The sequence below is a fragment of the Candidatus Phyllobacterium onerii genome, assembly GCF_028331445.1.
In the GTDB taxonomy this organism is placed as follows: domain Bacteria; phylum Pseudomonadota; class Alphaproteobacteria; order Rhizobiales; family Rhizobiaceae; genus Phyllobacterium; species Phyllobacterium onerii.
This window is the reverse complement of sequence record NZ_JAQMHX010000001.1, coordinates 679,518-692,065: the sequence shown is the minus strand read 5'-3', so window position 1 is coordinate 692,065 and position 12,548 is coordinate 679,518. Positions and strand designations below refer to the sequence as shown.

Sequence of the window (12,548 nt, the reverse complement as noted above, 5' to 3'; positions counted from 1 at the left end):
TGACGCAGCCGACGCTGGCGCGTCAGGCCTTTGTCAAATGCAAAACCTTGGACACATTGTCAAAGTGACTATGGAAGCCGCCCACTCCGGCCAAAGGCAGAAGTGAAGCGTAGACCTGATCGCCGAATTGGCGCAGCTCCGTCAGTGCGGTGCCGGTTTTGCCTTGGACGATAACGCTCGATTCCGACGCTGACGTCACATCGAGATCAAACAGTTTCTCAAGGTCAGAGAGCTTGGCGACGACATCGCCGAACAGATTCTTTGCCTCCAAAGCGCTCTTCTTTCCGTCAATCGTCACGGCGACGGGGCTGGACAACGCTTTCGGGTGATCGACGAATGTCTTGATCTCAAAGTGCATGGGATCGCTGAAGGCCTTGCCCCAACGGAACCCAAGGCTCTCGAAGACCGGCGCAACTGGAGCCACCGAGGCGCCAAGGGAACCGTCATCCGCGTTCAGATCAATGGCGATGCCAAATGCATGATTGGACGGCTCCTTGCTCAGCCTTCCAGAGGTCGGTTTTTTAAGGCGGAAGTTCAGTGAGCCGGCACAAGTCTTGATATGATGCATCAAACCCAAGCGCTCTATCTCAGCGAAAGCGGCCAGAACTTGGGCGTGAGCGCGCTGATGAAACTTGAGATTACCCCCATGGGTTCCCGGTATCTTTTCAAGCTGCGGTATATGCACGACTTGAATCTGATTGATGTCGAAACCGCTTGCGAATGTGATGTCGTCACCTCGCACCCATCCTGAGTGTTTCGTCTTGAAGGTGACGAGCCCAAACAGCGGATGATTATAACTTGCAATCGACATTTGCGTTCTCCCCAAGGCGCAGAACTTCATGTTGATGGTCCAAATTTTTGATAATACACGCATTACGAATTATTTCTGTAGTCACTTTGAATTAGATAAGGTATTTCTGATTGTATTTTGTAATAATTGGAGGTACTATTCTTAATTAATGGGAACCTTTATTTTCTTCTAAAGCAAATGTCGCGTTATTTGAATCGTTTTCCAGCGGGGGCGGAGGCGTTGATAGGATATTTTTCTGCGGACTTTACGTTTCGCTGCGTACGGATACTTATGATACTTTTGATGGGCGGTTGTAGCACACGCGGCGTGGCAGAATTTGAATTATACAGGTCTACAACACTGCAAGCGTCTGCAGCATCAACAGCAATACTCGATCAACTTGCCTTACAAGAGCGAGCATTGTTTTTCCAGGACAGTCGGAAGCGCGATGCTCTCCAATTTGATCCGGACCTCGCCCGATATTACACCGACGCCGTTGACCCGCCCGCCACGAGAGCCTTCCGCAACGCATTCCAAACTGTCGTAATTTATAATGACCTCCTATACGGCCTTTCATCCGGACAGACTGCGGATACTCTCGTCGCCAAAGTCCAAGCTATGAACTCCTCTCTGTCCAAAGCAGCAGTTGATACCGCGGCCTTGACCGGTCCTGGCCATCCTGCAGAAGCGGCTGCAATGGGAGCGGCGTTAAATGCAGCGTTTTCACAAGTGAAGCCTTTTCTGCTCGTTGCGCTGAAGGCTCGGTCGAGAGAACGGTTCAGATATTATGTGGTGGCCTACTATCCCGCTGTGCGAGCGATTCTAGTCGCTTTACGAAGCAGCACGAAGGACATGTTTTTGGTGCTGAATGCGCCAACGTTGAACCGCATTCGTGCCAGTCCAACTGCCGGCACTCCTGACGACCGACAACGGGTAGTGGCTTACCGAAAACTCCTCGCAGACTGGATTATCCTGATCGATGCATCAATTGACGCTCTTGCATCTGCAAAGCGAGCAGCTGAAGCACCGGCCTCCGCGCTTGACGCCGTAGAGGGGATAGCCGCGGCATCCAGCGAATTAGGAGCCGCGTCTCAGGCTGCAAGACGCGACTTGGCCGAGTTGGCCGCCAACTAAACCCGAACCAGTAACTGGTAGATGGCCAGCTGATCGTCGGGGGAAATGTCTAAACTGCAGCAGTGGAGTTGGGGGGAAATGGATCAATTCGTCTATCTCATTGAGGAAACACGAAATCGACTAAGGGCTGCATTTCAGGCGGCGGCCGGGAAGCCTGCCGTTCAGACGAGCATCGCTGCCGCGCTCCAGGATCTGGCGGACCTGCAAGGCCAACTAGAGCTGCAGAGAATGACAGCGTCTGCCGAACAAGTGGCGGCGCTTTCTGGCATTCTTAACGGCGCAATCGCTGCGGTCAGCAACGATATCTCCATGTTTCTCGTTGGTGACCTTCAAAAGATCCGCGCACAGCTTGATCCCTCATCGGGCCTTCCAGGACGGTCACTGAACTCTCTCCCAGGGGAGCCGGATCCTATCGGGACAGGGCCGCAAACACCGGGTGGCAATGGCCCGTCAAGGCCCTCCGATCCCTCGGAGACGTTCACTTGGGACGCCCCGCAACGACCCGTCATAAGTGCGGCCGGATCGCAATTCCGGCGCGTCAATGGACCGGTAGTGATGGCGCTTCAACTCGCCTTGAGCCGCTCCGGTCAAGCGGTCGATCCGGACGGCGACTTCGGTGGCGTTACGGGAAGTGCATTGCGTCGCTGGCAATCGGCTAACGGCTTCGCACCGAGCAATGGAATAACAGTAGAACAGTGGATCAAACTCACCGGTGTCTCCCCACCGTCTTTGTTTGACCTATGTTTAGGTGTGACGTCCGACTTCGAAGGCACTAAATTCGACAAAGTCGTAGGAAACTTCGACGGAGCCGGGCTTACTTTCGGGCTGATTGGATTTACGCTCGTCAATGGTGAACTGAAGCAGTTACTGACGACAATCGAAAGACTAAAGCCGGGATGCTTGTCTGAAGCATTCGGCGCCCTCCACACCGAGCTTTTAACAGCTCTCGACCTTCCGGAGACGAAAAAGATCGCGTGGGCCAACTCGGTTTCTCTCGGGCCGACCCGCTCAGAGGTCACTGAACCATGGAAGAAGGCTTTTTCCCGACTGGGCACTTATCCCGAAAATCGACGTGCCCAGATGGAACGGGCGAGAAGCATTTATTGGGAGACCGCCTGCAAACACCTCGATCAATTCATTCCCACGATCAAGGTACGTTCTGATCTCGACGCCGCCCTGTGGTATGACACAGCTGTCCAAAACAGGCTTGATGAGACCGAGCGAAAGTCTCTTGCTGCAATCGGAGCTTCGGTCGCAACAGGAACGTCCTTGCGTGAACAATTTGCCGAAGCAATAGCTGCCGGAAGCAGCACGGCTTGGAAGGAGGACGTCAAACGAAGGAAATTGACGTTTGTCGCTGGAAGCGGAGTGGTGCATGGCTCTACCTACAATCTTAACGCATGGGGCTTGACCGGTCGGGCCATAACAGCAAAGGAGTTGTCCGCACCTTCGCCGATAGCCGATCTTGTTGCGAGCGGAGCAGTTGCTTGGAACACAGACATCCTATTGCCTGACCCTGAATCCGGCGAGGCGAATGGTACAGACGTTGTGTCCCCAGTTATGTCCATGCCGTCGACGGGCACCAGTCCACATGCTGCATGGCCTCTTTATGATAAGTTCCGTGTATTCGCCGATGGCCTGGGATTACGCCATATTACGGTTGACGAACTCCTTTTTCTTGGAGGCCAGGACCGGTCCGGGCGATGCGCAAGCCTAAATACCTATCCGCCGGAGAAACTTTGGACAAACATAGGTCCCACGGCCGCGATTATCGACAAACTCCGCGGTGACGTGGGGGCTGCTGTACGTCTGCTAAGCCTTTATCGCTCGCCGAAGTACAATACGTGCATCCAAGGCAGCGCCGCCAACAGTTTCCACATGCAGTACAAAGCTATTGATTTCGTAATGCAAACTGGAAATCCGGCATCATGGAGTTCAAAGCTTAGAGCCTATCGCGCCAATGGCATGTTCAAGGGTGGGATCGGTGTTTATGGCACATTTGTCCACGTCGATACCCGTGGCGAAAATAAGGATTGGACTGGCTGAGGCTAGGGAACATCAAGAGGGACAAAGAGCATTATGGTCAACTTTTCGAAGATAATTATGGCAGGTGTGGGGTTCGTTTTTGTGGCCCTCTTGGCAATCGTCTATGTCATCGGCGAATGGAGTGTGACGGATTCAGTCGCTCTTCCTGCCTTGGCAATCACCGGTGTAGTCGTGCTTCTTGCGTCATTGGCAATGGTAGCCGTGACATTCTCTTACATGGGAATGGGGGACAACACACAAGCGCTCGCTTTACCTGAGGGATCAATCCGGGCCGTAATCGCTCTATGTCTTATCGTATTGTTTGCAATTCTCTCAATTTATCTTTTCGGGAAACTATCAAGCCCAATTCCCATCCAAACGATCAGCGGTTTGAGCTTAACCGAAAGGGCCAGTCTGGTTGAAAGGTTGCAGCCCAGTGAGGTCGTAGGACTCCCCGATCCGATTGACAATAAATATTCTGTATATGTCCGACAATCGGTTCGTGCCGAGAGCATCGACTTCGCGCAGCAACTTTTGATAATGCTCGGAACGTTGGTGGTATCCATTTCAAGTTTCTATTTTGGATCGAAAGCCACCGAATCGTACGATCGAACGGTCCCGCGCGGGACTGACATTTCTAACAGCCAACCCGTTATAACCTCGGTATCACCCAGTACTTTAAAGCGTGCCGGAACAGCCAAAACCATGCTTATCCTCGGAGAGAATCTGGAAAATGTTCAGACTGTGGTCTTGTCTAGTGGCAATGCCAGCATAAGGGGCACCGGGGTCACAGCAACGGTAAACGCAGTGACTTGCGATATGAGCTTGAATTCAGATGTTCCGGAGGGTGCCTGGACACTCAGCCTAACCGACAGTTCGGGGAAGGCTATCAATGCACCACAATCGATTACGGTCACAGCAAATGCCCAGGAGCCTGCCAACTAGAAAGCGCGGACTCAAAACACTGTATTTGGGAAGGGGGAACCGGAATATGAAGAAATTGTTGGTGCTCGTAGCATCTGCGCTTTGTGTCATTGCATTTCAACTTTTCCATCCGATCAGTCGAGCCGAAATCGGCATCTCCGACAAAATGCAAGCAGCTTGCAATATCCCTGCATTCGAGAATCTTGATGCCGAGTTTCCCGGCAAAGGGCCGAACTACGAGCGTGTCGCGGCCGACTTTCTTCCATATGCGGTAGCCGGCCTTAATGCATACCGCAAGAATGAAACGTTCGTGCTTGCAAATTATGATGATAATTGGCACGGGGTTGATCCGAACGTCGCTGGCATTTCCGTTCCCAAATGGAATGGCCTCGACTTTGCGATCTACACCCGAAATACCGACGAAGGTGTCGAGATCCTTGTTGCTTTTCGCGGCACGGATGGATTTACGCCAGCAGACAATTTTGGGGCTATTCCCGATTGGCTGTTCGGGAATGCGTCCTGGTTCACACAGTGGGTGTCGTGGTGGGATCAATATAGCGCTTCCCGCTCCGCATTTCAGAAGATCAGGACTTGGGCGGGAACCACCTTCCCGGGAAAGAATGTCTACTACACAACCGTCGGCCACTCGCTGGGGGGCGGATTGGCGCAGCATGTGGCACGTGCGTTCCCGTGCGTTAGAGCTGTAGCGTTCAACTCCTCTTGCGTCACAAACGAGTTCCGCCTGGAACAGCCCTATACAGACGCGCAAACTGTCTTGATCTATGAGGACAAGGATCCACTCTCATGGGGGTGTAACAAGTTCTTCGGAGTGAGCAAGTCCAATCAGACGTTGGTGTACGGAAAGAACAACCTAATCCTCACAAGTGCCAAAGGCCTGGTCATTCAACACTCGATGGAGGGCTACTCTGCGGGAATGTCGCGCATGGTATTGTGCTGTGCACAACGAGAGCGCCTGAGCGAGGACAGCACTTGCACCTGTTCCTCTTATATTGGCGCACAAGCGATCGCAGACACCCGGAAACTGTTCTGCGGCGAACACAGGCGAGAAATGCTAGATGAAGCTTGTGATTTCATTAACCGGCGTCCGCTCGAAGATCAGCAATGTGTGAGTTCAACGAAGCACTGCTGAGTCGCGGGCACTGAAAGTGCAAGAGAGAAGTTCAGCGGTCGAACGATGACGAGCGCCCACCGAACTTTTTGGATGCATGCCAATTTTTGGGAGACGGTCAAACTGGAGACCGAATTTCTACTTTGGAGGAAATCTATGCTGTAGCGAATCATGCATTGAATTCAAAGAGAGACTTAACTCCAATTCTGTGTGAACGACATGGTTGCCTTGAAATCCCTCCTCGACCTCCCCCCACTGCATGGCCTCTCAGATGTCTGCTCACGCTTTGGCGTGACGTTTGAAGCTTTTGGCGGAGTTGTGACGAGGATCGTTCGAAATCTCGACGAAGCCGGCAATTTCGAAGCGAGCTTTGATTTATTCTCTGCAACTCCGTTTACAGCCGACATCGACTTACTCCACTCCGGGCCATCTGAACTGACACCACAGATTGTCGATGCGATACTGTCGATCGTTCCTGCGGCCGAATGCTTCCGCTGGGAAGTTCGATCAAGTCGGGCCAACGGTGTTTTCAGCGAAGCAATGCTCACCAACAATTTTATCCCGGCACGCCTCATTACATTGTCGACAGATCCGGGGATGGGCCTCCGCGACCCTTGGTCCGGGCGAAAAGACATTCAAGAAAATCGCTATCGGTATATTCGCAATGGCTATTACGAGCGCTCGCCTCTCTTTCAATCAGGTCGAGACGTCGAATTTTTTTCAGCTTTAATCTACGTACAAACTCTGCTGGAAGCAGACTTAGATTCGGAACAAATGAAGACGCAGCCGGGCCTCGCCGATGTGAAAGCAGTCTTCGAGGATGCTCAGAACTTACAAACGTTGGCTGCGTTACAGGAGAGTGCCTACCTTCGATCAAGGTTCGGTTATTTGTATGGTAATGTGTTGGCCGCAGCGAGATCGCAAGAGGTGCTCGACATTGTTCTCAATGAGTTTGGACTCGGAAACACAATTAATAGGTATTGGGCCTTTCTTGGGAACCTCGTTTTGCTCGGTTGGCCAGATTCTATACCACATGCCCTCGTCAGTTCAGCTCGACTCGGCGGGGACATCTACCGAATGGGGCAAACGACGCAAGCCTGGCACGACGAGCAGGACGCACGGTCAATCTTCCTTGGCCTGACGAAAGATGAAATTGAATTTGAACTTGGCAACCTCACGGAGGCTGAACGAACAGCGCGCCAAGCTTTCTTACCACAGCGACAACGCGTTCTATTCGCATCGCCAGGTATGCGCGTAATCCCAGGGATCTCATCGTCAAGCCAAATTCAACTAGATTCGAGCATAAGCACAAGCGCCGAATTCTTGCATTTTGCATTGATAGTCTCCAACGATATATTGATCTCAAATCTAGACGAAACGGATCTCTCAGCGATCTTGGCGGTTCGTCCCGTAAATGAAACACGATGGATTTTTCTCGCGGTTCCGACGACTGTCACCATGCACCCTTTCCGAGACAAGCTGGGCGTATCCACCGTACGTTTGATGATCCGTATGAACTGTCTCGACATCCTGCGTCAGGCTGCAGGCGTCTCCAGCAAACTCTCTAGAGAAGCACAAACGTGGGCGGAGGCGAAAGTTTTCGTCGTAACATGGAGCGATTTGGAATGACCGGGATTTCAGTGCCGCTTATTAGGAACTGGGACGCTCTGCCTTCTAGTCTGGGGCCCGAATCCGGTGAATCAAAAAAGGTCTCGGGGCGCAAAACGCCTCGCGGCGCTCCGGCTGATCGCCAACGCGTTATTGTATTCGTGCACGGAATCTTTTCCGATCATCTCACTTTTCAAACAATGCAACAGGCTCTAGCCACCCAGATGCCTGGATGGAAATTTGCCTATTTTGACTATGATTTCCATTGCCCCCTTGTTGAAAATGGCAAAGCACTCGCAACGGCCTTAACTAACCGTTTTGGGAGCGGTACACAATGGGAGGTCGTTATCGTTGCCCACAGCATGGGCGGCCTTGTTGCGCGACTCGCAATCCTCGATCGCTTGTTACCATTCGTAAAGAAGCTGTTTCTAATCGGAACGCCAAATCTTGGGGCGCTGAGGACCGCTCAACTCACGGGACTGACGCAGATGATACGGCAGGGCTGTGGGCCACTCTTTGCCCTTTTCCTTCGAAAGCCCGGTATCCATGATTTGACTCGAGCTGCCGACATCGTGACGACTTATCGCGCTGCATTTGATAATGCCGCTAACACTGACTACATTTCTATCCCTGGCTGCTACTTTCACGAGAATCGACAGATCGCGCATCACTCCAGCGACCGTGAAACGTTCGGTTTTCAAATTCTCAATACTGCTTTCTCACTTGCAAAGGCGCTCCATCCCAGTTTCAGAATTACGATGTCACGTCCGCATGATGGTATCGTTGAGGCGGTGAGCAATTCGCTGTCCCCTTGTAACGCGGGACGATGGTCAGAGAAGGCCAGCAGCATTAACAGCCCCGGAACTGTTCCACGCAGTTATGCCCATGCTGAACATCGCGCGTGCGAGGAATTGACCCACGTACGAATTCATTGCGATAGTGACGTCATTGGGCTCGTTGCGCAGATTGCACAAGCAAATAACCTAGCCGAGTGGTGTGAGAATTGGCAGGAGCAATATGGTGGCCAGCTGAACGTTACGCCGCCATAGTTATCTACCCTTTTGGGCGTCAGGTTGCGAAAGTGAAAATTCTAGCCAACTCCCGCTAAGAAGATCGAAGCAGATTGCCGCTCGTGATACATGGTGGAAGGCGCGACCGACCTCATGGAGGCCGCCATGAAGACGCAGATCTTCTGAGTAGTGCGCTCTCGGCGGATGGCCGGCGCTTTCCCATGCTCAGCGGCGTCGGCCATCTGTAATGGTAACAAAATTTACACAATGTGCTTGTCAGCTCGCTTGGCATCGAGCGGTCGATCGCGGCAGCCAAGGACTTTTCTCAAGCCCCCTCACGCTTCATCGAGCGAGATTGCATCTTTGATTTGCGTTCGAACATTCTCGGCCAGGCCCTGACTCACGGCGCTTGAACCTTGACGAGGGTAGATTAACAGGGGACGTAACTCGACGATCTCAACAAAAAATATAAAAAACAATGGAATATCGAAATATTATGGCGGGGATAGAGGGCATTTATCGAGAAATACGAAAGATGTCTGTAGCCGACCAACCAACGGCGGGCGATGGTGGGTAGGAAGGCACGTCTTGATTAAAGCGAACTCTAAGTCTCTGTTTTTAAACGATTAATATAGATGTCTGGCGGAGAGGAAGGGATTCGAACCCTCGAGACCGTTTAACGGGTCTACTCCCTTAGCAGGGGAGCGCCTTCGACCACTCGGCCACCTCTCCGAGGACGCTGACTAAAGATGAAACCCCATGTTTGCAAGGATTTTGTTCCGCCTCACCCAAAAATCGCATTACCGGCATCAAGCCGAGATCAAAACCGCCAAGCGCTGTTCCAGACCAATATGCCGGCTTCCTTGGCGGCAGCGACGAAGGCAGTTCTCGCCTCCTCCACGCTCCCCGTCCCTTCCATCGCATCGAGGCAGGCACGCCGCGCTCTGGAAAGTTCCTTGCCGCGGTCGACTGGCCAATTCTGACGAAGGATTTCGGCGGCCTCAGCGACGGAACTCACGTTCCGCAGCTCACCCGTCTCATCAACTTCAATCGTGACAGCAAGAAAATCGAGGTTGGTCATGGTGGGTCAACGCACACAAATGGCACCTTGTTCCGCAAAGCAAAGTTCGACTAAGTGTTTCTAATCAATTCGATTTAGGTTGTCCGTGCCCTCCTTTTGCGCGGCGGGGACAAAGAGATTTCGGTGAGTCCTTTTAGGTGGAATGTTTATATCATAACCCCGATTCGTTTTCTCCTAAGCGACGTGGGGGCAAGCATGAAGCTTCGCCATTCGGCTGTTATCGCAACACTCGTTGGAACCGCGTTTTTTGGATCGTCGATCAATTCCCCCCTCGCCGCAGAAAAGTCCCCCTCGATATATTTCGCTACATCGGACGCCTTCCTGAAGCTAGGTCAGGTGCCAACCCGCAACGATATCACCATTTTCGGCGGGTCATTCGTCAAGGATGCGTTTGGCGGCGTCATCCACGTCCGATACGCCCGAAATCACAGTTTGCAGGATATCTTTCAATTTTGTGGGCGCTCGCTCGGCAAGGGTTGGCTATTGGTATCACTTGCCGATATTGTCCGACACCATTTGCAGATACAGGGGCCAATCAGAGCATGAAGAAGATTTTTGTTACGATTGCGCTGGCAGCTTTCGCGCTTCGTCCAGCATCAGCCATGAATTCGACCGAGGAGGCAGGCTTGAAGAAGCTTGATCCACAAACTCGGCTGGAGCAGCGCTGCGATGTGGAGGCGATGGAGCGCATCCGCAAGGACGAGGGAAAGTTCAACCCGGATAAAGTGCTCGCATATGCCTTCGCCGATCCGACGATGGAAGACCACGCCATCAAGACGCGCGGCGCTGCCTTTCGCAGCCGCGGCGAGTGGTACCACCTGAAATACAAATGCCAAACCAGCGCCGACAACATGAACGTCGTCGGCTTCAAATATAAAATCGGTGAACTCGTGCCGAAAAAGGACTGGAGCCAGCACCTGCTCGTACCCTAGGGTCAGAACCTTCCAGATCGCCCCTCTCGACATCAGGACGCCTGTTGAATAGCCTGCGCTCCAGTGATGGGGGAACAGATGCGATTTTCAGTTTTGGCTATTGTGTTGGTGGCTGCGATCTTGCCGGCATGCATGACAACGGGCGGCAACGTCAGCAAGAGCGGCGTGATCGCTGATGCGAAGAATCTCGTCATAGTTTCCTATCAGTGTCAGGACGCACTCGGGCGCGAGCCACATTACTCGGCTATCGAAAGCAGCGAAACCATTCTGAAAGGGCTCGGGAAATCGGCCGATGAGGCGGATGGTACCGTACGCGGCTGGCTCAGGTCGGTGATCGCTTCACCGAAACAACCGGCCGACTATGATGCGAAAACCTGCAAGGACAGGTTGCTTACATTGGCTGAAAAGGTGCGCCTCGGTTACGAATCTCTCTCGAAGCGCCAGTAAAAAGGGCGGCTTCTAAAACCACCCAGTTTTTTCTCCACCGGTGCTGTTATTGCCAGCTCTTGCCTACATAACCATTGCCATACCGCCCGCGGTTGTTTTGATAATAGCGGTGATTGCGATGGTGCCGCCGATTGTCCCAATGGGACCGGCGCCAGTCACGGCGGTTGTTATAGTGGTGACGACGCATGTCACGACGATTGTGATCCCAGTTGCGCCGGGAATGATGGCGTTTCCAATCTGCCCTGTTGTCGCGCACCTGTTCAACATTTGATGATAGCTGAATGGTCGCGGGGGACACGGGCGCGGCTTGGGATGTGACCGCGGATGTCAACAACATTGCCAATCCGAGCATGGCTGCGGAGATGGCGTTCAGTATCTTGTGCATAGATTGTCTCCTGTGAAGTGATGCAACCATTAGGTGCACCCAGTACGATGAACTTGCAATGAACGACAAAGTTCCAAGCGCCCAGGATCTCGTCCTATGGTAAATACGCTGCGTCCGAGAGCGCCGAGACCATCCCCTTCGCATCTGTAAATGCCGGTTGCAAATCTTGAATGGCGAAGTCGGAACGGGCGCCCTATGTGATCGTTGTAGGGGCGTCAACCCATTCGGAGAACCCACATGACGATACAAACTGTTCCGCAGGATGTTTACCAGCGCCATGAAAGAGAATGGCAGATGCTGCGGGAGGCAATTGCCAAGTCACAAAAGAAGACCGATGAGCCTGCCTATGTAACCCCCAAAGACAGGCATATAAATAACTCCAAAGATACGCATCAGTGATCGTTTGACCGCAACGCAGCGGCCGTTGCCGCCAGCCCGGCAAGGGCAAAGCGTTGAAAATGCTCGACGATCTGCTCCTGGACTTCAGGCTCGCCGGAGTTGAACCCCGGCAGCACCTGGGTAAATATCTGCTTGTTGCCGACGAGCAGCATGGCGAACGGAGCGATGATATTCAGTGTACAGCGCGTGACGACAGGGTCGTCATGCGGCCTGTTCAATATCTCCCCTATGATGCCGGTCACAACAAGCTTCTTCGGTAGAATTTCCTGCTTCACGAGGACCGGAAACACCGATGACGGCGAGAGAATCTCGCGGCTGAGGACACGCAGCGCCCACGACGACGACTCGGGTCCGGTAATCCTGCGAGCGATCAGACCGATAAGGCTTTTGAGTTTCTCGGTCGGCTCTCCAGGACTCTCTGCAAGCGCGACGAGCTTGTCATAGGTTAAAAGCCGGCGATGGGCTTCTACAAGCACGTCGGCATAGAGACCTTCGATCCCGCCATAGTAGTAATTCACCGCAGCCGAGTTGCTGCCTGCCCGCTCGGCAATCTCCTTGCCGGTGGCGCGATCAAACCCCTTCTCGGCGAAAACATCGCCAGCAGCTTCCAGAATCTGGGCTTTCGTTGTGGCGCCGTCTTCGCGGCGGCCGGGCAGTTTTCGAGGTGTTTTTCGGGTCATATGA

The 12,548-nt window shown here is 53.0% G+C and carries 14 protein-coding genes and 1 tRNA gene; 10 read left to right on the top strand and 5 right to left on the bottom strand.

Translation table 11 applies throughout. The features are described from left to right. Positions 1-22 precede the first annotated feature (22 nt). On the bottom strand, positions 23-811 hold the full coding sequence (locus PHA01_RS03345; RefSeq protein WP_271893332.1) for a M15 family metallopeptidase: 789 nt from the start codon (positions 809-811) through the stop codon (positions 23-25). Between the two features lie 270 nt (positions 812-1,081). On the opposite strand from PHA01_RS03345, the gene PHA01_RS03340 reads away from it, so the two are divergent. The 6 genes from PHA01_RS03340 to PHA01_RS03315 all read left to right on the top strand — a co-directional run bounded on the left by PHA01_RS03340 (position 1,082) and on the right by PHA01_RS03315 (position 8,659). Then, a complete protein-coding gene (locus PHA01_RS03340) occupies positions 1,082-1,924 on the top strand; it encodes a hypothetical protein (RefSeq protein ID WP_271893330.1) in 843 nt (280 codons plus the stop codon). 555 nt (positions 1,925-2,479) lie between these two features. Continuing rightward, positions 2,480-3,970, top strand: a complete 1,491-nt coding sequence (locus PHA01_RS03335; protein WP_271893329.1) for a D-Ala-D-Ala carboxypeptidase family metallohydrolase — start codon at positions 2,480-2,482, stop codon at positions 3,968-3,970. 33 nt (positions 3,971-4,003) lie between these two features. Next, positions 4,004-4,894: a hypothetical protein gene (locus tag PHA01_RS03330; protein ID WP_271893328.1), complete on the top strand. Its 891-nt coding sequence runs from the start codon at positions 4,004-4,006 to the stop codon at positions 4,892-4,894. 46 nt (positions 4,895-4,940) lie between these two features. Continuing rightward, complete coding sequence (locus tag PHA01_RS03325; RefSeq protein ID WP_271893327.1) at positions 4,941-6,023, top strand: Tle-like phospholipase domain-containing protein; 1,083 nt, start codon at positions 4,941-4,943, stop codon at positions 6,021-6,023. A 198-nt stretch (positions 6,024-6,221) separates the two neighbouring features. Beyond that, positions 6,222-7,631 (top strand): hypothetical protein, encoded by a 1,410-nt coding sequence (locus tag PHA01_RS03320; RefSeq protein ID WP_271893326.1) that lies wholly within the window; start codon positions 6,222-6,224, stop codon positions 7,629-7,631. Then, positions 7,628-8,659, top strand: a complete 1,032-nt coding sequence (locus PHA01_RS03315; protein WP_271893325.1) for an esterase/lipase family protein — start codon at positions 7,628-7,630, stop codon at positions 8,657-8,659. The genes PHA01_RS03320 and PHA01_RS03315 overlap by 4 nt, the downstream gene beginning before the upstream one ends. A gap of 601 nt (positions 8,660-9,260) precedes the next feature. Here PHA01_RS03315 and PHA01_RS03310 read toward each other — a convergent pair. Together PHA01_RS03310 and PHA01_RS03305 are read right to left on the bottom strand one after the other, a co-directional pair. After that, positions 9,261-9,352 (bottom strand) — tRNA-Ser (locus PHA01_RS03310). An 88-nt stretch (positions 9,353-9,440) separates the two neighbouring features. Continuing rightward, the gene (locus PHA01_RS03305) at positions 9,441-9,701 is read right to left on the bottom strand and encodes a DUF982 domain-containing protein (protein WP_271893324.1); all 261 of its coding nucleotides are present in this window, start codon (positions 9,699-9,701) and stop codon (positions 9,441-9,443) included. Between the two features lie 195 nt (positions 9,702-9,896). On the opposite strand from PHA01_RS03305, the gene PHA01_RS03300 reads away from it, so the two are divergent. The 3 genes from PHA01_RS03300 (at position 9,897) to PHA01_RS03290 (ending at position 11,080) form a co-directional block, all read left to right on the top strand. Next, a complete protein-coding gene (locus PHA01_RS03300) occupies positions 9,897-10,247 on the top strand; it encodes a hypothetical protein (protein WP_271893323.1) in 351 nt (116 codons plus the stop codon). Beyond that, complete coding sequence (locus PHA01_RS03295; RefSeq protein ID WP_271893322.1) at positions 10,244-10,633, top strand: DUF930 domain-containing protein; 390 nt, start codon at positions 10,244-10,246, stop codon at positions 10,631-10,633. Before PHA01_RS03300 ends, PHA01_RS03295 begins: the two co-directional genes overlap by 4 nt. 78 nt (positions 10,634-10,711) lie before the next feature. Further along, positions 10,712-11,080, top strand: a complete 369-nt coding sequence (locus PHA01_RS03290; RefSeq protein WP_271893320.1) for a hypothetical protein — start codon at positions 10,712-10,714, stop codon at positions 11,078-11,080. A gap of 46 nt (positions 11,081-11,126) precedes the next feature. Here PHA01_RS03290 and PHA01_RS03285 read toward each other — a convergent pair whose 3' ends face one another. Then, complete coding sequence (locus tag PHA01_RS03285; RefSeq protein ID WP_271893318.1) at positions 11,127-11,465, bottom strand: hypothetical protein; 339 nt, start codon at positions 11,463-11,465, stop codon at positions 11,127-11,129. Between the two features lie 237 nt (positions 11,466-11,702). On the opposite strand from PHA01_RS03285, the gene PHA01_RS03280 reads away from it, so the two are divergent. Continuing rightward, entirely contained in the window at positions 11,703-11,864 is a 162-nt protein-coding gene (locus PHA01_RS03280) for a hypothetical protein (RefSeq protein WP_271893317.1), read from the top strand. Here the strand turns inward: PHA01_RS03280 and PHA01_RS03275 are convergent. Beyond that, positions 11,858-12,544 (bottom strand): CerR family C-terminal domain-containing protein, encoded by a 687-nt coding sequence (locus tag PHA01_RS03275; RefSeq protein ID WP_271893316.1) that lies wholly within the window; start codon positions 12,542-12,544, stop codon positions 11,858-11,860. The genes PHA01_RS03280 and PHA01_RS03275 overlap by 7 nt on opposite strands. Positions 12,545-12,548 lie beyond the last annotated feature (4 nt).